Annotated in this window: 19 protein-coding genes; 13 read left to right on the plus strand and 6 right to left on the minus strand. The window is 56.5% G+C overall.

Going from position 1 to position 19,528, the window contains the following annotated elements; translation table 11 throughout:
• Window positions 1-36: 36 nt before the first annotated feature.
• Window positions 37-2,016, minus strand: a complete 1,980-nt coding sequence (locus tag GH659_RS02650) for a fructose-1,6-bisphosphatase (protein ID WP_153109202.1) — start codon at window positions 2,014-2,016, stop codon at window positions 37-39.
• Window positions 2,017-2,385: 369 nt separating this feature from the next.
• On the opposite strand from GH659_RS02650, the gene GH659_RS02655 reads away from it, so the two are divergent.
• Window positions 2,386-4,266, plus strand: a complete 1,881-nt coding sequence (locus tag GH659_RS02655; protein WP_153109203.1) for a potassium transporter Kup — start codon at window positions 2,386-2,388, stop codon at window positions 4,264-4,266.
• Between the two features lie 64 nt (window positions 4,267-4,330).
• Here the strand turns inward: GH659_RS02655 and clpA are convergent, their stop codons facing one another.
• Together clpA and clpS are read right to left on the minus strand one after the other, a co-directional pair.
• Entirely contained in the window at window positions 4,331-6,592 is a 2,262-nt protein-coding gene (gene clpA, locus GH659_RS02660; RefSeq protein ID WP_153109204.1) for an ATP-dependent Clp protease ATP-binding subunit ClpA, read from the minus strand.
• 1 nt (window position 6,593) lies between these two features.
• Window positions 6,594-6,902, minus strand: a complete 309-nt coding sequence (clpS, locus tag GH659_RS02665) for an ATP-dependent Clp protease adapter ClpS (RefSeq protein WP_153109205.1) — start codon at window positions 6,900-6,902, stop codon at window positions 6,594-6,596.
• 256 nt (window positions 6,903-7,158) lie between these two features.
• Between clpS and GH659_RS02670 the strand changes: the two genes are divergently transcribed.
• The 4 genes from GH659_RS02670 to pabB all read left to right on the plus strand — a co-directional run bounded on the left by GH659_RS02670 (window position 7,159) and on the right by pabB (window position 11,061).
• The gene (locus tag GH659_RS02670) at window positions 7,159-7,362 is read left to right on the plus strand and encodes a cold-shock protein (RefSeq protein WP_153109206.1); all 204 of its coding nucleotides are present in this window, start codon (window positions 7,159-7,161) and stop codon (window positions 7,360-7,362) included.
• Between the two features lie 110 nt (window positions 7,363-7,472).
• A complete protein-coding gene (locus tag GH659_RS02675; RefSeq protein WP_246167661.1) occupies window positions 7,473-8,975 on the plus strand; it encodes a beta-barrel assembly-enhancing protease in 1,503 nt (500 codons plus the stop codon).
• 38 nt (window positions 8,976-9,013) lie between these two features.
• Window positions 9,014-9,241 (plus strand): sulfurtransferase TusA family protein, encoded by a 228-nt coding sequence (locus GH659_RS02680; protein WP_153109207.1) that lies wholly within the window; start codon window positions 9,014-9,016, stop codon window positions 9,239-9,241.
• A gap of 20 nt (window positions 9,242-9,261) precedes the next feature.
• A complete protein-coding gene (gene pabB, locus GH659_RS02685; protein ID WP_153109441.1) occupies window positions 9,262-11,061 on the plus strand; it encodes an aminodeoxychorismate synthase component I in 1,800 nt (599 codons plus the stop codon).
• Between the two features lie 9 nt (window positions 11,062-11,070).
• Here pabB and dut read toward each other — a convergent pair whose 3' ends face one another.
• Entirely contained in the window at window positions 11,071-11,520 is a 450-nt protein-coding gene (gene dut, locus GH659_RS02690) for a dUTP diphosphatase (RefSeq protein WP_153109208.1), read from the minus strand.
• Window positions 11,521-11,549: 29 nt separating this feature from the next.
• Entirely contained in the window at window positions 11,550-12,740 is a 1,191-nt protein-coding gene (gene coaBC / locus GH659_RS02695) for a bifunctional phosphopantothenoylcysteine decarboxylase/phosphopantothenate--cysteine ligase CoaBC (protein WP_153109209.1), read from the minus strand.
• A 70-nt stretch (window positions 12,741-12,810) separates the two neighbouring features.
• Between coaBC and radC the strand changes: the two genes are divergently transcribed.
• From radC to rpmG, 3 genes are all read left to right on the plus strand, one after another.
• Window positions 12,811-13,488, plus strand: a complete 678-nt coding sequence (radC, locus tag GH659_RS02700) for a RadC family protein (protein WP_153109210.1) — start codon at window positions 12,811-12,813, stop codon at window positions 13,486-13,488.
• Between the two features lie 241 nt (window positions 13,489-13,729).
• Window positions 13,730-13,963 (plus strand): 50S ribosomal protein L28, encoded by a 234-nt coding sequence (gene rpmB / locus GH659_RS02705; protein WP_153109211.1) that lies wholly within the window; start codon window positions 13,730-13,732, stop codon window positions 13,961-13,963.
• A 15-nt stretch (window positions 13,964-13,978) separates the two neighbouring features.
• Window positions 13,979-14,134, plus strand: coding sequence for a 50S ribosomal protein L33 (gene rpmG, locus GH659_RS02710; RefSeq protein ID WP_153109212.1), 156 nt, complete (start codon window positions 13,979-13,981; stop codon window positions 14,132-14,134).
• A gap of 70 nt (window positions 14,135-14,204) precedes the next feature.
• Here rpmG and GH659_RS02715 read toward each other — a convergent pair whose 3' ends face one another.
• Window positions 14,205-14,747, minus strand: coding sequence for an NUDIX hydrolase (locus GH659_RS02715; RefSeq protein ID WP_153109442.1), 543 nt, complete (start codon window positions 14,745-14,747; stop codon window positions 14,205-14,207).
• Between the two features lie 214 nt (window positions 14,748-14,961).
• Between GH659_RS02715 and motA the strand changes: the two genes are divergently transcribed.
• From motA to GH659_RS02740, 5 genes are all read left to right on the plus strand, one after another.
• Window positions 14,962-15,819 (plus strand): flagellar motor stator protein MotA, encoded by an 858-nt coding sequence (motA, locus tag GH659_RS02720; RefSeq protein ID WP_153109213.1) that lies wholly within the window; start codon window positions 14,962-14,964, stop codon window positions 15,817-15,819.
• A gap of 27 nt (window positions 15,820-15,846) precedes the next feature.
• Window positions 15,847-16,800 (plus strand): flagellar motor protein MotB, encoded by a 954-nt coding sequence (gene motB, locus GH659_RS02725; protein ID WP_153109214.1) that lies wholly within the window; start codon window positions 15,847-15,849, stop codon window positions 16,798-16,800.
• Between the two features lie 164 nt (window positions 16,801-16,964).
• Window positions 16,965-17,765: a CheR family methyltransferase gene (locus GH659_RS02730; RefSeq protein ID WP_153109443.1), complete on the plus strand. Its 801-nt coding sequence runs from the start codon at window positions 16,965-16,967 to the stop codon at window positions 17,763-17,765.
• A 1-nt stretch (window position 17,766) separates the two neighbouring features.
• Window positions 17,767-18,378 (plus strand): chemotaxis protein CheB, encoded by a 612-nt coding sequence (locus GH659_RS02735; protein WP_246167663.1) that lies wholly within the window; start codon window positions 17,767-17,769, stop codon window positions 18,376-18,378.
• A 171-nt stretch (window positions 18,379-18,549) separates the two neighbouring features.
• A complete protein-coding gene (locus GH659_RS02740) occupies window positions 18,550-19,527 on the plus strand; it encodes a chemotaxis protein (RefSeq protein ID WP_153109216.1) in 978 nt (325 codons plus the stop codon).
• The last annotated feature ends 1 nt before the right edge of the window (window position 19,528 follow it).

The following is a 19,528-nucleotide window of genomic DNA, read 5'->3' on the forward strand; positions in this document are numbered from 1 at the left end:
CTACGGATCCGATTCAGCGAGCCCGGTGAGCCTCGCCTATTGCGGGCAGCGTTCCTTGAGCATCCCTTCCCGGTACGCGTTCAGCAGGGCGTGCAGTTCTTCGATTTGTTCCTTTATCTTGGCGCCCCGGTCGGTGTCGCCGACAAGCATCCGGTGCGGGTAGGTGTGGATGATCTCGGTCTCGCTGTCGATATCGTGTTCCTCGAAAATGGCTTTTTGCGTCGATTCGAACGGCTGGTGGGCGGCAAGCAGCAAACCGCGTGAGTTGGAAATCAGCGTGTAGCCGGCGATGCCGGTCTCTTTTTGGTAGGCGCGCGAGAATCCGCCGTCGATGACGATCAACTTGCCGTTGGCCTTGATCGGACTTTCTCCCTTGAACACCTTGACCGGGACGTGCCCATTGATGATGTGGCCGGTGTTCGGATTCAGGCCGAATTCGGCGAGGATCTTGCGGGCGCTGTCTTCCGAGTCGCGCAGGTTGTAGTAGGGGTTGCGCTTTTCGGCGTGCGTGGCTTTGTCGGCGATGAAATAACGTTCGAAAGTGGCCATCTTTTCCTTGCCGAACAGCGGCGACTGCGGGGCGCACCAGAGGAACCACATGGCGTCCATCCCGTACTGCTTCTGCTCCGGGTTGTCGGTGGCGAAATAGCCTTGCCGGGCCAAGCGATCCATCCGGTCGAGGAAGTGGCGGCCGGCAAAGCTTTGGCCATCGACATCGAAACCGCGGAATTGCCCGTCGTCGTCCATGGCGATGCAGCCGTGGAAGAGCAGGTTGCCGTCATGCACGAGATAGAGGCTCCCCTTCGAGAACAGGAAGCGGACGTGCTGTTGCAGCTTTTTGCTGTTGGTGAAGGACAGCATGAGCTTGTTCATGACCGTCTGCTCGCCTTCGGTCAGCGCGTCGGGCTGCGCCGGGTCGATCGTCGGGAAGTGCGTGTCGAGCAATGGGTGCTCGGTGCCATCGAGGGTAATGACGCCGCGGGCGAAGTCGATCTTGTCGAGCAACAGCCGGGCGTCCATGCGGTAATGCGGGCGGCGCTTGATGAGTTGGCTTTCCAGTTTGAACTGGATGATGGCCATGGCCTTGTGCATTTGTGCCATGAGCCGGACTTCCTGATCGGTGAAGTTGCCGTCTTTGGGCACCTTCGGCGTGAATAGCTCGCACGGATCGTCCTTGTACGTGTCGAGAACGAACGAGACGAGCGGGAGCAGGCTGATGCCGTAGCCGTTCTCCAGCGTTTCCATGTTGCCGTAGCGCAGACAGAAGCGGATGACGTTGGCGATACAGGCGTCGCTGCCTGCCGCGGCGCCCATCCACAGGATGTCGTGGTTGCCCCACTGGATGTCGACCTGATGGTAGTCCGTCAGCGTGTCGAGAATGAGGTGGGCGCCGGGGCCGCGGTCGTAAATGTCGCCGATGATGTGCAAGCGTTCGACGGCGAGCCGCTGGATCAGTTCGGCAAGCGCGGTGATGAGCATCTGGGCGCTGCCGGTCGATACGATCGTGTCGATCTGATTCTGGTAGTACGCTTCCTTGAATTCCACGCCTTGCTGGTCGTACAGCAATTCCTCGATGGTTTCCGCGAAATGCTGGGGGAGGAAGTTGCGCACCGTGCGCCGTCGATATTTTGCCGTCAGGAGACGGCAGAGCTGAACGAGGCGGACGAGCGTGATCCGGCTCCACTCGTCGGCGTCGGCAACGGTTTGCAGCATCAGGGGCGTTTTTTGCTCGGGGTAGTAAATGAGCGTTGCCAGATTGCGGCGCTCCGGCTTGGTCATCGAGTTTGAGAATGTCTCTTCGATCTTGCGCCAGATCGAACCGGCACCGTTGCGCAAAACGTGGGCGAAGGCTTCGTGCTCGCCGTGGATGTCGGAGAGGAAGTGTTCAGTGCCCTTGGGCAGCTTCAGTAGTGCCGAGAGGTTGATGATGGCGGTTGAGGCGGCCTGGATCGACGGATATCGCTCGGCGAGCAATTGCAGATATTTCAGGGAAATTTCCTGGGGGTGTTTTTTCATGATGAATCTTTCTTTTGCCACGCGGGTGGCGAGTGTTGCCGGATGTTCGGCCGCTCCAAATGCCTCGGTCTTTCCTGGATGGTCAAAAGAGGCGGCGGCGAGCCGAAATTGTTGCCGAAAATGACTCGTCATTTTCCCACGGAAGAAGAAAACGTGCCTTGAGGCGTTTCGCCATGTTGTTTTTTCGTGACTTCTCTTGTGCTGCAAAGAAGCTATAAACCTGTCCGGAATTGCGAAGCGATATCGGGAGCGTTATGCTCCCGTTCCCCTTTTGCCCTATTTCATTTTCTTGTTTTCAAAGGAAATGGCCATAAAAGTCCGGATGAAATTGTGGGGGCCGGCAAAAATGCCTTTAACAGAGAATAAGCCATGCAGGGATCCAATCTGAGTAAATCGCGCCAGGCGGCGTTGGCGCTGGCCGCGCTGGGGGTCGTTTATGGCGACATCGGCACGAGCCCGCTCTATACCATGAAGGAAGTCTTCGCCGGGATTCACCCGATTCCGCTGACGTCCGGCAATGTTCTGGGGATTCTCTCGTTGATCCTCTGGTCGTTGATCATCATCGTTTCGATCAAGTACGTCGTCTTCATCATGCGCGCAGATAACCGCGGCGAGGGCGGCATCATGGCGATGATCGCGCTGGCGCTGCACGGAGCACGCGGGAACAAGAAGCGGGAGCGGGCCATTTTGCTGGCTGGGTTGCTGGGCGCCGGAATGTTCTACGGTGACGGGATGGTGACGCCGGCGATTTCGGTGCTCTCGGCGCTGGAAGGGCTGGAGGTGGCAACGCCGATGCTTAAACCGTACGTCATCCCGGTGACGTTGCTCGTGCTCTTCGTTCTTTTTTTCTTCCAGCGGCACGGTACGGGGTCGGTCGGCGCGTTGTTCGGTCCCATCATGGTGGTGTGGTTTTCCACTCTGGGGACGCTCGGTATTCTGAATATAGCGCAGAACCCGGAGGTCTTTGTCGCGGTTAATCCTCTCTATGGGCTGCGTTTCCTGATCGAGAATCGCGCGCTGGCGATTGTCGCCATGGGCGCGGTTGTCCTGTCGGTAACCGGAGCGGAGGCGCTTTATGCCGACATGGGGCACTTCGGCAGCCGCCCGATCCGGCAAGCCTGGTTTGGCTTTGTGTTGCCGGCGCTCGTCCTGAACTATTTTGGTCAGGGCGCCCTGTTGTTGACCAACCCGTCGGCTGTCGCCAATCCGTTTTATCACCTGGCGCCGGAATGGATGCTGTACCCGCTCGTCGGCTTGTCAACCATGGCGACGGTTATCGCCTCGCAAGCGGTGATCTCCGGCGCCTTCTCGGTTTCACGCCAGGCGATGCAATTGGGTTTCGTGCCGCGCTTTGAGGTTCAATACACATCGGAAAAGGAACAGGGGCAGGTTTATTTGCCAGGCGTTAACTGGGGGCTGTTCTTGGCCGTGGTGGTGTTGGTCATCGGCTTCAAATCGACCAACAATCTGGCGGCAGCCTACGGTATCGCCGTGACGGGCGACATGGTGATTACTTCGGTTCTCGCTGTCTTTGTGGCGGCTAAAACGTGGGGTTGGAGCTGGGCTAAGGCGGTGGCGCTCTTTTCCGCCTTCCTGGTCGTCGAGGTGACCTTTCTGTCCGCCAATATTCTCAAGATTCCCGATGGTGGTTGGTTCCCGTTGGCCGCCGGGGCACTCGTTTTCCTGCTCATGAGCACGTGGAAGCGGGGCATGCAGCTGATGGGCGAGCGTACTGCGGGCGAATCGATCGAGCTCGACAGTTTCATCAATGCACTGCTTATTTCCGAGCCCGTCCGCGTTTCGGGTACGGCGGTTTTCATGTCTTCCGACAATATGCGTGTGCCGAATTCGATGTTGCACAATCTCATGCACAACAAGGTGTTGCATGAGCGCGTGCTGGTGACCTCGGTGCAGGTGTTCGACGTGCCGTATGTGCCCGAAATCGACCGGGTGGAGATCCGGGCGCTCAAGGGGGGGTTCTATCAGGTGACCGTGCAGTATGGCTTCAAGGACGAATTCGATATTCCTCAGGCGTTGTCGCAATGCGCCGAGCAGGGGTTGCCGATCGACATGATGGAAACATCCTTCTTCCTCGGTCGCGCGACGTTGATCCCGAAGATCGATTCGAAGATGGCGCTCTGGCGGGAAAAGCTCTACGTCTTCATGTACCGCAATGCAAGCAGCGCGACAAGTTTCTACAAGATTCCGAGCAATCGCGTCGTCGAACTCGGTACGCAGATCGTTCTGTAACACCGGGTGCCGGAAAAGAAACGGGACTGCCAAGCAGTCCCGTTTTTCATTGGTTTTCTGAATTTCAAGCGACCGTTTCAGCTTCCTCCTCAAACAGCAATTTGACCTTGCCGTTGTCGTCCAGATCGACGGTGACATGGCCGCCGTGCGCCAGTTTGCCGAACAACAGCTCGTCGGCCAGTGCCGAACGGATCGTGTCCTGGATCAGCCGCGCCATTGGCCGGGCGCCCATTAGCGGGTCAAAGCCTTCCTCGGCCAGATGCAGCCGGAGCGCATCGGTGAACACGGCTTCGACCTTCTTCTCGTGCAACTGCCCTTCGAGCTGCATCAGGAACTTGTCGACAACGCGCAAGATGACTTCGTGGTCGAGTGCCTTGAAGGAAATGGTCGCATCGAGCCGGTTGCGGAACTCGGGCGAGAACAGGCGCTTGATTTCGACCATCTCGTCGCCGACCTGGCGGGTTTCCGTGAAGCCCATGCTCGGCTTCTGGATGGCTTCCTGCCCCGCATTGGTGGTCATGATGACGATGACGTTGCGGAAGTCGGCCTTGCGGCCGTTGTTGTCGGTCAGCGTGCCATGATCCATCACCTGCAGCAGGATGCTGTAGATGTCGGGGTGCGCTTTTTCAATTTCGTCCATCAGCAACACGCAATAGGGCTTCTTGCTGATCGCTTCGGTCAGCTGCCCGCCTTGGTCGAATCCAACGTATCCGGGAGGCGCGCCGATGAGGCGGGATACAGCATGGCGCTCCATGTATTCGGACATGTCGAAGCGCAGCAGATCAATTCCCATGCAATAGGCCAGCTGTTTGGCAACCTCTGTTTTGCCGACGCCGGTCGGGCCGGAAAAGAGGAAGCAGCCAATCGGTTTGCCCGGTGTGCCCAAGCCGGATCGAGCCATCTTGATCGCTTTGGCGAGCGCGTCGATGGCCGGGTCCTGGCCAAAGACCACGGCTTTCAGGTCGCGGTCGAGATTCTTGAGCGCATTGCGGTCGTCCGCCGAGACCTGCGTCGAAGGAACGCGGGCGATCTTGGCAACGATTTCTTCGATGTCCTGTTTGCCGATGATCTTCTTTTGCCGCGACTTGGGCAGGATGCGCTGCGCGGCTCCGGCTTCGTCGATAACGTCGATCGCCTTGTCAGGGAGGTGCCGGTCGGTGATGAAGCGTACCGACAGATCGACCGCCGTCGTGATCGCCGCCGCGGAATACTTGATCCCATGGTATGACTCGAAGCGCGGCTTCAACCCCTTCAGAATTTCGATCGTGTCTTGAACGGAGGGTTCGGTGACATCAATCTTCTGAAAGCGCCGGGAGAGGGCGTGGTCTTTTTCAAAGATGCCCCGGTATTCGGTATAAGTCGTTGCACCGATGCATTTGAGCTGACCGTTCGAAAGGGCCGGTTTCAGCAGGTTTGAGGCGTCCATCGTGCCGCCGGAGGCCGAACCGGCCCCGATCAGCGTGTGGATCTCGTCGATGAACAAAATGGCGTGCGGGTCTTCGCTCAGTTGTTTTATCACGGCTTTCAGCCGCTGCTCGAAATCGCCCCGGTACTTTGTTCCGGCCAGAAGCGCGCCCATGTCGAGCGCGAACACGTTGGCCTTGTCGAGTACGTCCGGTACGTCGCCTTCGACGATTTTGCGGGCCAGTCCCTCCGCAATGGCTGTCTTGCCGACGCCCGCTTCACCGACAAGCAGCGGATTGTTCTTGCGGCGCCGGCAGAGCGTCTGAATGACGCGTTCAAGCTCCAGATCGCGGCCGATCAACGGGTCAATCTTGCCTTGCAGGGCGAGTGCGTTAAGGTTGATCGTGTAGCTTTCCAGCGGCCCCGCGTTGGCCGGATGCTCGGCCTCGCCCTCGGCTTCAGGCTCGCTGCGTGGCGCGGCCGATTGTTGTACCTTGCTGATGCCGTGCGAAATGAAGTTGACGACATCGAGTCGCGTAATGCCTTGTTTTTGCAGGTAATAGAGTGCGTGCGAATCTTTTTCGCCGTAAATGGCCACGAGCACGTTGGCTCCGTTGACTTCTTTTTTTCCGGAAGACTGAACGTGCAGGATGGCGCGCTGAATGACCCTCTGAAAGCCGAGAGTCGGTTGCGTGTCGATATCGCCTTCGCCCTCCACTTTGGGCGTGTGCTCGTCGATAAAACGGCTCAAATCCTTGCGTAACTGCTCGATGTTGCCGCCACAGGCGCGCAACGTGTCGGCGGCCGACGGGTTGTCGAGCAGGGCGAGCAGCAAATGCTCGACAGTAATGAACTCGTGGCGCTTTTGACGCGCCTCGACAAAAGCCATGTGCAAGCTGACTTCAAGTTCCTGAGCAATCATTTTAGTTTTCCTCCATTACGCACGCCAGCGGATGCTGGTTCTCCCGTGCGAAGGCCGTTACCTGATCGACCTTTGTGGCAGCGATGTCGCGTGGATAAACTCCGCACACGCCACGTCCTTCCACGTGAACTTTGAGCATGATTTGGGTCGCTTGTTCGCGATTTTTGGAAAAAAATTTTTCGAGCACTTGTATGACGAAATCCATCGGTGTGAAGTCGTCGTTCAATAGTACAACCGTATATAAAGGAGGCGGCGTCACTTTGGTGTGACTGGCCTCCAGAACCTGGTTTTCCTGATGTTTCGTCGTCATGGGTCTAGTCTGGTAAGTCTTGGCGCAAGGGCGTTCCCACAATTCTATACGATCGGCGTGAGTCTCTCGTTGCCAGTGAATTTGTGGCTTTTTTTACACACCAAAACACAGTCGCAGGCGGCTTCGTGAAAATGCTTGACGCATCCGCGGGAACTGGCGTAAAAAGTCGCCATGCCTCTTGTTCATGGTCAATCTTGGCTGGAGGCATGAAAGTCGGGCCCCGCCCGGATCTTGTCTATTTTAAGGATGTAGCAATATGGCAACAGGTACTGTTAAGTGGTTTAACGACGCCAAAGGTTTCGGTTTCATTACTCCGGACGATGGCAGTGAAGACCTCTTTGCGCATTTTTCGGCAATTACCATGAGCGGATTCAAGACCCTCAAAGAGGGCGAAAAAGTCTCGTTTGACGTGACTCAGGGACCGAAGGGTAAGCAAGCTTCGAATATCGCACGCGCCTAATAATAATTAGCGTGTAGGAAGAAACCCGCCTAAGGCGGGTTTTTTTTCGGCTGTTTTCTGCTCTGAATTGGAAACATCCCGATACAGAATTAAACGCCAAGAGCGTTACTATGTGGCGTTTCGCCATTAGGCTTATTCAGATAATCATGTGCACGAAATCGCCAGTTTCGCGTTTTTGTTCTCTGTTGACGGCGTCTTTTTTTCTGATCGGATCAAGCGCTTACGCGGACGACCTTCCCGATCTGGGTGAGTCGGCGCGGGCGGAGTTGTCGCCACAGATCGAACGCCGGATCGGCGAAAACATCATGAATGAGATTCGTCTGCGTGAGCCGTCTTATGTCGATGACCCGGAAATCAACGATTATCTGACCAGAATCGGGCGCCGTCTGGTCAGTGCCAGTGCGAATCCGACCGGGGATTTCCATTTTTTCGCGATTCGCGATAATACGATCAACGCGTTCGCCATGTTTGGCGGTTTTATTGGAATTAATACCGGTACTTTGCTGGCGGCGCAGACGGAATCGGAGTTGGCGGGCGTCATTGCACACGAAATTGCCCATGTGACGCAGAACCACTTGGCACGCCAGATCGCGAAGGAGAAGCAGAACACCATTCCGGCGCTGATTGCCATGGCGGCCGGGATTCTTGTGGCCCGCTCGAACTCATCGGCGGCCGCGGCGGCCGTTACATCGGCGCAGGCTGGGATGGTACAGGCGCAGCTTGCCTACACCCGCGATTTTGAGCGTGAGGCTGATCGCATGGGGTTTCAGACGCTTGAAAAGGCTGGTTTTGATGCGCGCAGCCTGGGCGATTTTTTCGAGCGTTTGCAAAAGAACACCCGTCTTTATGAGAACAATGCACCTGTTTATCTGCGCTCGCATCCACTCACGGTCGAACGCATTTCCGACATGCAGAATCGGGCGCAGGAGTCGCCTTACCGGCAGGTGGTGAGCAGCGACGATTTCCATCTCCTGCGGGTGAAGCTGCGGGTACAAGCGTTGACGCCAAAAGACGCTGTGTCGGAGTTTCAGAATCAGTTGCGGGAAAAAAAATACGGCTCCGTGGCCGCTGCTCATTATGGCCTCGCGCTGGCGTTATTGAGCGCGCGCGACGTGGCGGGCGCGCAACGTGCGTATGAGCAGTTGGAGACGCTAAAACTCTCGTCTCCCCTGGCGTATGGTCTTGGTGCTGCAATCAACACGGCATCCGGGGATCATGCCGGAGCGCAGCGCGTTTTCCGGGAAGCACTGCAGCGCTTTCCAGAGGCCAAGGCACTGGTCTATGGGTATGCCGAGTCATTGTATGCGGCGCGCTTGTTTGACCAGGCGTTGTCTTTCCTCGATGCACAAATCCGGGCGGATCGATCGGATTACAAACTTTTTGGCCTGCAAGCAAAAACGTATGCGGCGCTTGGCAAGCGTTTGCAGCAGCACAGCGCGCAGGCCGAGCATTATCTGTTGCAAGGCCAACTCGGCCAAGCCGTCGAGCAACTGCAATTTGCGCAGCAATCAGCCGATGGCAATTTTTACGAGCAATCGGCGGTCGACGCGCGCCTGCGTGAGCTGCGCAAGCTGCAGGCCGAAGAAGAGAAGATGAAGAGGAATGGCGGTTAAAATGCGCTTTTCCCATTTTGTCCAGCAGGTGTTGGCTCATGCAGTTTGATCGCGAACTCGACGTCAAGGGGCTTAATTGTCCGCTACCCATTTTGCGAACCAAGAAGGCTTTGTCGGAGATGACTTCCGGGCAAGTGTTGCGTGTTTTGGCGACTGATGCCAATTCGGCGAAGGATTTCCAGGCTTTTGCCAAGCAGACGGGTAACGAATTGCTGGTGACGGCTGAAATCGATCAGGTCTTTGAATTCTTTTTCAAGCGAAAGTAGGTTTGTCCAGCGAGCTCGCGATGGCGGCGGACGCAGGCCATTTTGTGGTGTTTGACGGTGACGATGGCGGTGCGGTGCTGCTGTCGGATTATCGTCGAACGTTGAGTTTTGGCGGCAGGCAGCCAAATTGCCATGATCTCGCAGAGGTGTTCGATGCCATTGAAGCGGTTTCGGCCAATGGCGAGTGGGTGGCGCTGGCGGCGAGTTATGAGTTGGGGGCGTTGTTTGAGCCAAAGGCCGCCCACGCGCCGCCCGGCCGTACTCACGATCCGTTGCTTCGCGCGTGGGTGTTCGGGCAGGCGCAATGTCTTGATGCCGGAGGCGTTGAGGCTTTGTTGGCGTCGCGTCTGGCCTGCATGTCTGAGGCGGAGCGTGTCGCGGGGGTCGCCGAGCTTCGTCCCTCGGCCGAGGTGCGAGCCTATGCGGAGAAGGTCGGGCAGATCCGGCGCTGGATAACCGAGGGCGATTGTTATCAGATCAATCTGACGTTCCCGGTCGCCTTTCGGCATTACGGTCACCCGCTGGCACTCTATGCGGCGCTGCGTAAATGTCAGCCGGTTCGCTATGGCGGGTTTGTTTCGACGCCGGAGGCAACGCTGATTTCCTTGTCGCCGGAACTTTTTTTCGAGCGTTGTGGCGCGCGCGTCGTTACCCGGCCGATGAAAGGCACGGCTCCACGAGGGGCTACGCCACAGGCGGACAGCGAACAACGGCAAACCCTCCTCGCTTCGGCCAAGGAGCGCGCCGAAAATGTCATGATCGTCGATTTGCTGCGCAACGATCTCGGGCGCCTCGCTGAGGCGGGAAAGGTCAGGGTTGAGGCGTTGTGTGAGGCAGAGGCCTATCCGACCTTGTGGCAAATGGTATCGACGATTGCCGCGGAGATTCACGATGTGGGCCTGTTCGATCTTTTCCGGGCGCTGTTTCCGTGCGGATCGATCACGGGGGCGCCAAAGATTCGCGCCATGCAGCGAATCGGCGAACTGGAGGATGCGCCGCGCGGTTTCTATACAGGTTCGCTCGGGTGGGTGGCTCCTGGAGGCGATTGCCGTTTCAATGTGGCGATCCGTACGCTGGATTTGGCGGCAGATGGAACCGGTACGCTGGGAGTCGGGAGCGGTATCGTCATCGACGCCGAGGCGGAGCGCGAATATGCCGAATGTCTGCTGAAAGCCCGTTTTCTAGCAGGTTTCGATCCCGGCTTCGAGCTGATCGAAACCCTGCGTTTGGAAGAGGGAGGGTATCCGTTGCTAGCGTTTCATCTCGACCGGTTGCGGGCGTCGTCGCAGGCGTTAGGCTTTGCGTGCGACATGGCGCACATTCGGGAGGCGCTGATTGAGCATGCGGTTGCGCATAGTGACGAAGTGTGCCGCGTCCGTTTGACGTTGGCTCATTCCGGTCGGTGGCAGATTACCTCCTCCGCCATGGTTGACGATTACGCGCCAAAGTATGCGGTATTGGCCGACGAAGCTTTAGGAAGCGACGAGTACCTGTTGCGCCACAAGACGACAGCACGGGGGCGATACGACCGGGTTCTGAAAAGGCTGGCGGCCCAACCCGATGTGTTCGACGCGATCTTCTTCAATACCCGTGGCGAAGTATGTGAAGGCGCGCGCAGCAATGTTTTTGTCGAGCGCGACGGGCGGTTGCTGACGCCGCCGCTCGCGTGCGGTTTGCTCCCCGGCGTATTGCGCCGGCAGTTGCTTGAATCCGGCCGTGCCGTCGAGCAGGTGTTGCGGCGCGAGGACTTGCTGGCGGCCTCCCTGCTGTATCTCGGAAACGCCTTGCGCGGTCTGATTCCGGTTGCCCTGCGGGTGTGATCCCGCTGGTCAGGACTTGCCAGTGCTGCCAAAACCACCGTCGCCGCGGGTGCTGGCATCGAATTCATCAACGATGTTGAAGGCGACCTGCAGCACTGGCACGACAACGAGCTGGGCGATCCGGTCGAGTGGGTTGATGGCGAAGCTCGCTTTGCCGCGGTTCCAGATCGAGACCATGATTTCACCTTGGTAGTCGGAGTCGATCAATCCGACGAGGTTGCCCAGAACGATACCGTGTTTGTGCCCAAGTCCCGATCTTGGCAGGATCATTGCCGCCAGACCGGGGTCGGCCAGGTGAATGGCCAGGCCCGTCGGGATCAGCAGGGTTTCGCCGGGGTGGATGGTTATCGGGCCTTCAAGACAGGCGCGCAAGTCGAGGCCGGCAGAGCCCGGGGTGGCGTAATGCGGCGGATTGTCTTTCAGGCGTGGGTCGATGATGCGGACGTCGATGCGGTGCATGGTTTGTGAGCTTTGGTTGGTTTTGCGGATCAGCGTTGGCCAAGCAACTGGGCGATGCGTTCGACGAGCAAACGAGCCAGGTCGATCTTGCGGCCGGGAGGCAACGGGGTTTCGCCATGGTCGTCGAAGAAAATCATGGTGTTGGTATCCCCGCCGAATCCGTCCTGAACCAGATTGCCGACGATGAGCGGGATTTTCTTGGCGAGACGCTTCTTTTGGGCGTGCTCGGCGAGTTTCTCGCTTTCTGCGGAAAAGCCAACACACAGAGGCGGCGTCGGCAGGGCGGCGACTTCAGCGAGGATGTCCGGGTTTTGCACGAGTTCGATTGGTAACGGCGCATTGCCGTCTTTCTTCACCTTGTTCTTGGCGACCGTTTTGGGGCGGTAATCGGCGACGGCAGCGACGCCGATGAATACGTCTTGCGACGGTGCGAGTCCGAGCGCGGTGGCGTGCATTTCAAGCGCGCTGGTGACGTCGATCCGCTTGACGCCGCGTGGCGTCAGTTGGCTTACAGGGCCACAAAGAAGAGTTACGCAGGCGCCGGCCTCGCGCGCCGCTTTGGCAATCGCGAATCCCATTTTCCCGGATGACAGGTTGGTGATGCCGCGTACCGGGTCGATGGCCTCGAAGGTGGGTCCGGCGGTGATCAGCACCTTCTTTCCCTTCAGGCGTTTGGGCTGGAAGAATGCGATCATGTCTTCAACGATTTCTCCCGGTTCAAGCATGCGGCCATAGCCATGGTCGCCACAGGCTTGCTCGCCGCGCGCTGGGCCAAGCAGGGTGATCCCGTCACCGCGCAGCGTCGCGACATTCCGTTGGGTCGCGGGGTTTTCCCACATTTGCATGTTCATGGCTGGTGCGACCAATAGCGGGCAGGTCCGGGCGAGCGTTAGCGTGCTCAGCAGGTCGTCAGCGATGCCATGGGCGACCTTGGCAATAAAGTTGGCGGAGGCAGGGGCGATGAGCAGGGCATCGGCTTCCCGCGAGAACTGGATATGCGCCATGTTATTGGAAATGCGCTGATCCCATTGGTCGACAAAAACGGAATTTCCGGAAAGTGCCTGGAAGGTGATCGGCGTGACAAAGCGAGTCGCGGATTCGGTCATTGCCACTTGCACACTGGCGCCTTGTTTGATCAATTGACGAACCAGGTCGGCGGCCTTGTAGGCGGCGATTCCGCCGGTTACGCCCAAGGCAATGCGTTTTCCTGATAATTCCATGTGAATTATTCCAAATGCTTGGTTAGAATGTGGTGCGAGCAAATTGGATTAATTCTAACCGAGAAAACGTATGGCTATTACAGACTGGCCGGTCGGGGAACGGCCGCGCGAGCGACTGTTGGCGCAAGGGGCGGCGACGCTTTCGGACGCGGAGTTGCTGGCAATTTTTCTGCGCGTTGGCATCAAGGGGAAGAGTGCGGTTGATTTGGCGCGCGACTTGTTGCGGCACTTCGGGGGATTGAATCGCCTGTTTGCGGCCGGTGAAGCCGAGTTTTCCGCGATTCCCGGGATGGGGCCGGCGAAATTCACCCAATTGCAAGCCGTTCTGGAAATGTCGCGGCGTGCGCTCGCCGAAACAATGAAAGGAGCGGATGCCTTCTCGTCGCCGACCGTTGTGCGCGACTATTTGCGGTTGCATCTCTCCGGGTTGTCGCATGAAGTGTTTTTTGCGCTCTGGGTGAATACGCAAAATCAGCTGATCGCTTCAGAGGAACTGTTTTGTGGCTCGTTGTCGCAAACGAGTGTCTACCCGCGCGAGGTCGTGAAAAAAGCATTGACGCATAATGCGGCGGCCGTTGTGTTTGCCCATAACCATCCATCCGGTGTATGCGAACCCTCCGCTGCTGACGAGGCGTTGACTCGCGAACTCAAGAAGGCGCTGGCGCTCGTCGATGTGCGGGTGCTTGATCATTTTATTGTGGCAGGGCAGCATACGCCCCTTTCTTTTGCTGAGCGTGGTTTGCTGTAGCAGAACGGATAATCCCATTTCTGAATCGCCCGTGACTTTGTTGGCGTAGCCTTGCCGTGCTACAGCACTTTCTGCGGCTCGTCTTCGCGCCACAAACAATTTGTAAACGGAATAAGTTCGCATGAGTGGGAAGTGATGAGAGCGGAATTGTGGCGGCAGTATCCAAAATCGCTTGAATTGTTTGCAGTGTTTGGGATAAAATCGCCGCCTTTCTCCCCCAAGATTGATTGGAGCAACGATCATGGCACGTGTCTGCCAAGTTACGGGCAAAGCCCCGATGGTCGGGAACAATGTTTCCCACGCCAACAACAAAACGAAGCGCCGCTTCCTCCCGAACCTGCAGTACCGCCGTTTCTGGGTTGAGAGCGAGAACCACTGGGTGCGCCTGCGCGTTTCCAATGCTGGTCTGCGTATTATCGACAAGAAGGGTATCGACGCTGTTCTCGCAGATTTGCGTGTGCGCGGCGAGATCTGATAAGGAATCCTAGTCATGCGTGAAAAGATCAAGCTGGAATCGACCGCCGGAACAGGGCACTTTTATACAACAACAAAAAACAAAAAAACGATGCCGGAAAAGATGGAAATCAAGAAATATGATCCGGTAGTACGTAAGCACGTGGCTTACAAGGAAACCAAGCTGAAGTAATCCTTGGTTTCGCAAAAAAAACCTCGCCGTTACGCGAGGTTTTTTTTTGCCCCCTTGTGTGGGCTGGGATTTAGATTGACGAAGTTGGTGTAAGCGATCTCTCATGGAAGGAGAACCGGCCGCGCCGGCGATCGGAAAAATAGTCGCGAAGACACAGCGAGACTGTCCTGAAGGCCAGGTCTTTCCAAGGAATCCCCTCTTCGGGGAAGAGAAGTGTTTCGAGGCTTTCCTCGCCGGCTCCGAAGTCCGGTGTTTTTAGCTGTCCACGGTAGAAAAGATGGACCTGGTTGATGTGCGGAACGTTGATTAACGAGAAAAGGTCGTCAATCTCAACAATCGCGCAAGCTTCCTCAAGTGTTTCGCGCAAGGCTGCTTCGGTTGTTGATTCGCCGTTTTCCATGAAGCCGGCTGGAAGCGTCCAGTATCCGTAGCGAGGTTCAATGGCTCGGCGGCAAAGCAGGATTTCGCCGTTCCATTCGGCAATGCAGCCGATGACCAGTTTCGGATTCATGTAGTGGATTTCGCCACAGCGCTGGCAAACATGACGCAAGTGATTGTCGCCGTCGGGGATGCGGAGTTCTACCTGGGCGCCGCATTTGGTGCAGTAGTTCATGGTGTAAGTGCGACTGTGCTGTTTGCGTGATTTTATACGATTGAAGTGTATTGGCGGCTCGGGAAGTTTGTCCTGCACACGAAGTGCAAGGGATTCATGTCGACGTTGTGCATACTACCTGTTTGAGTTTGCCGGCGCGTACCATCCCGTTACAATAGTCGCGTAATCTCGGCTGGATAAATGCGCCTCGTCCGGTGCGTCGTGGAGGAGTCTAATGTTTCTAATCATTGGCTATGTCATCGTGCTGGCCGCGTCGGTCGGAACCTATTCGGTGCACGGTAGCCTGGCTGCACTTTGGGTGCCGCTCGAGTACGTGGCTATCGTCGGGTTGACTGTCGGCGGGTTCATCGCCGGCAACGATATCAAGGTCATCAAAGCTACCGTTGGCGCCCTTCCCAGTATTTTCAAGGGGTCCAAGTACAACCGAGCGCTCTATGTTGATTTGCTTGCGATGCTCTTCGAAGTCCTCTCGAAAGTGCGCAAGGAAGGTTTGATGTCGATTGAGAACGACGTGGAAAATCCCCACGACAGTCCGATCTTCAGCAAGTACCCGTCAATTTCGCATGATCATCATGTGATGGAGTTCATTACCGATTATCTCCGCATGATGGTGGGGGGCAATCTCAATGCCTTGGAGATCGAAAATCTGATGGACATTGAGATCGAGACACATCATCACGAAGTGGAGGTCCCTGGGCATGTCATGGCTAAAACAGGGGACGCTACGCCGGCCTTCGGTATCGTAGTGGCTGTTATGGGGGTGGTTAACGTCATGGGGTCGGTGGGCGAGCCGCCGGCTGTTCTCGGGAAAATGATCGGCGGCGCGCTGGTCGGGACCTTTCTCGGTATTCTGATCTCCTATGGCTTTATTTCGCCGATTGCGTCGCTGCTGGAGCAGAAGGCCCATGAGGGCTCAAAGATTTACCAAGTGATCAAGGTTGTTTTGCTGGCGTCGATGTCGGGGTATGCGCCTCAGGTGGCGGTCGAGTTCGGGCGCAAGGTTCTCTTTTCCAACGACAGGCCGACATTTGCTGAGCTTGAGGAAGAGCTTAAGTCACGCAAGGGGAAATGACCGTTTGAGTCGCCAAGGAGAGTTTGAGTGAGCGAAGAAGTTCGCCCTATCGTCGTCAAGCGCATCAAGAAAGTCGCGGGCGGCCACCATGGTGGCGCCTGGAAGATCGCCTATGCCGATTTTGTAACGGCAATGATGGCGTTTTTTCTGCTGATGTGGTTGTTGGGTTCAACGGCGAACGGCGATCTGAAGGGTATTGCCGATTATTTTCAAAATCCGCTCAAGGTTGGCATGCAGGGCGGTTCCGGGGCTGGTGACGCAACGAGTGTCCTGAAAGGGGGGGGGAAGGACCTTACGAGCAGCGCTGGTCAGGTCAAGGATGGAGATGTCCCGTCAAAGAAAAAAAGCCCGCCCCTTCGAGAATCCAGTTCCGGAGAGGTGCGCAAGGAATTCGAACGGCGTGAGCGGGCGGCTCTTGGACTGCTTAAGCAGAATATCGAGAAGCTCATCGAGCTTAATCCAGCGCTCAAACAGTTCCGGAACCAGTTGCTGCTGGATGTGACCTCCGAAGGTTTGCGAATCCAGATTATTGATGAAAAGAACCGCCCGATGTTCGATACGAGCAGTGCGGAACTCAAGCCTTATTCAAGGCTGATTCTTCGTGAAATCGGAAAAGCGTTGAATGAGGTTCCGAACAAGGTGAGTTTTTCGGGGCACACCGACGCAGCCCAGTTTGCCGGGGGGGAGAAGGGTTTCTCCAACTGGGAGCTCTCTGCCAATCGGGCAAATACATCGCGCCGCGAGATGATTGCAGGGGGGATGGATGAAAACAAGGTGCTGCGTGTGGTTGGTCTGGCGTCAACCGTGCTTTTTGATCGAAACGATCCTCTGAGTCCGGCGAATCGCCGCATCAATATTGTTGTGCTGAACAAACGAACTGAAGAGGCGCTGCTGCAGGAGGATGGCAATGCCACGCTGGATGTCGGCGGCGACGTCGAGGCCGGGGATATGTTTTCGTCCGCGGTGCAAGGCAAACCGTAGCGGGCTGAAGAATTGGCAGTCTGTTTTCAAGCTGGTTGTTCCCCTGTGTATGCAGGATATGGAGGTGATGTGTGATCGAGCGTAAACCGCTTTCAACGCTGTCTGCCCTCTCGGACAAGGCTGCGGGGGGCCGGGAAGGTTCTGATCGGGAGTTCGTCTTTACGATGGCGGATTTCGAGCGCGTGCGTAAATTGATTTACGAGCATGCAGGAATCTCGCTCTCGGTTGCCAAGCAGGACATGGTGTATAGCCGTCTGGCTCGTCGGCTGCGCGAAACTGGCAAGCGTTCGTTTGGCGAATACCTCGCCTTGCTTGAGCGCGGAGATAAAAGTGAATGGGAAAAGTTCGTCAATTCGCTGACGACCAATCTAACGTCTTTTTTTCGTGAGCCTCATCATTTCCCGATTCTTGCGGACCACCTGAAGAAAATGCAGGGGCGACCATCGATCAAAATCTGGTGTTGTGCCTCGTCAACCGGCGAGGAGCCTTACAGTATCGCCATGACGGCCGTGGAGGCGTTTAACACCTTTACGCCGCCAGTGACCATTGTAGCCACCGACCTTGATACCAATGTCCTGGCAACCGCCGCGAAGGGTGTTTATTCGAAAGAGCGGATCGACAAATTGTCGCCTGAGCGATTGAGCCGTTTTTTTGTGCGGAGCGGTGCAGGGCCGGATGGAGTGTTTGCCGTTCGTCCGGAGTTACGTCGATTGGTGACCTTCCAGCGCCTCAATCTGCTGGAGGCGAGTTGGTTTGTGCGAGGGCCGATTGACGCTTTGTTTTGCCGGAACGTTATGATTTATTTCGATAAACCGACGCAGCACAAGATACTCAAGCGGTTTGCGCCGCTGATGAGTGAGGATGGGTTGCTTTTTGCCGGTCACTCGGAGAGCTTTCTGCATGCGGCGGATTTATTCCGTTCACTTGGGAAGACGGTGTATGCACCCGTGGCCCGGGGGCGCTGATATGGACAAGGCGTCTTTCATTCGTCCGGCGACGAATGGCGGCAAAATCATTTTTATTGGTGCGTCGACGGGGGGGACTGAGGCCGTCAAGACGTTCCTGTTGGGCGTTCCCGCCAACTATCCGCCCATACTCATCGTCCAGCATATGCCCGAAACATTCACGGGGTCGTTTGCCGCACGTCTCGATGGTCTTTGCCTGCCCCGTGTGATCGAAGCCCAAGGCGGCGAATCGGTGGAATCCGGCACGGTATACATTGCTCCGGGGCATTCGCACATGAAGATCAGGCGAAGCCCGGCGGGATATGCTATTGAATTGTGCAAGACGCCGCCGGTAAATCGGCACCGTCCGTCGGTTGACGTTCTGTTTGATTCAGCCGCCGATGTTGTCAGGCATAACGCCATCGGCGTGATCATGACCGGCATGGGTAAGGATGGGGCGCATGGTCTGTTGCGCATGCGTCAGTCTGGCGCAAGAACATTTGGTCAGGATGAAGCATCCTGTGTCGTTTACGGGATGCCCCGCGAGGCGGCGATGATCGGAGCGGTGGAGGATGTGGTGCCTCTAGGGGATCTTTCAAAACGGGTTGCGTCTGCTTTGGGGCGGTGTGCCTGACGAATTTTCCTCTTTCGCAAATTTGCGTGCGTTGGTCGAGCGTTCGGCTAATCGGGTCGGGAGCAAAAATGCGGATGTCGATGTGAGGGGTATCGGGTTCTGGTGAAATAGGGATTGTTCGATTAAGATGCCCTTCGCAGGATAATAAAGGGGTTTTCCAAGGGAGCAGGCATGTCAGAGTTGCTAAAAAGTATTGATGCGCGTACGAAACTCGCCGGAACCAACAAGTTAGAGATCTTGCTTTTTACTCTGGGTGTCAACTCGGCAACTGGACGGCGGGAGACTTTCGGCATCAATGTTTTCAAGGTTCGTGAAGTGATGCGAACTCCGCCAATTACGGCCGCGCCAGAAATGCCTCCGTCAGTAGAGGGGATGGTGAGTCTGCGTGGCGCTTTGGTTCCAGTGGTCGATCTGGCGCGATATGCTGGTGTAAATACCGAGACACCAAGATCGATCATGATCGTCACGGAGTATGCCGGGCATACGCAGGGTTTTCTGGTTGAGGGGGTCGATACCATTCTCCGGCTCGACTGGAGTCAAATGAGAGTTCCCCCGGAGATGCTGATGGCCGAAATGGGCGGGTTGGTCACTGCGGTGACGGAGCTGCAGGATGGCCGCCTCGTGATGATGATGGATGTCGAAAAGGTGTTGTCGGAAACGACAAGCTACGACGAAGAGATCGTTTATCGAAGTATCAAGCCTCTGAATAATCAGTCGTTAACGGTGTTCTTTGCGGATGATTCTGTTGTCGCACGTAAGCAAATACAGCGAACGCTTGAGGCGATGAGAGTGAAATACATCGAGGCGATCAATGGCCGCGATGCTTGGAAGGAATTGGAAAAAATTGCCGGTTATGCACAGGCCTCTGGGCAGCAGGTGACGGATTTTGTCAGCCTCGTGCTTACTGATATCGAAATGCCGGAGATGGATGGCTATATCCTGACCAAGAAGATCAAGTCAGATCCACGCTTTGCGGGGGTCCCTGTTATTATGCATTCGTCACTCTCTGGGATGTCCAATCAGCATTTGGGTAAGTCGGTTGGCGTGGATGAATATGTTCCAAAGTTCGAACCGCAAAAGCTATCGGAGGTGCTGACGCGTCTTTTGACGGGCGGTGAGCGCCTGTCGATTTCCGAGCAAAAACAATAGT

This window comes from Propionivibrio limicola, from assembly GCF_009469695.1.
Classification (GTDB): domain Bacteria; phylum Pseudomonadota; class Gammaproteobacteria; order Burkholderiales; family Rhodocyclaceae; genus Propionivibrio; species Propionivibrio limicola.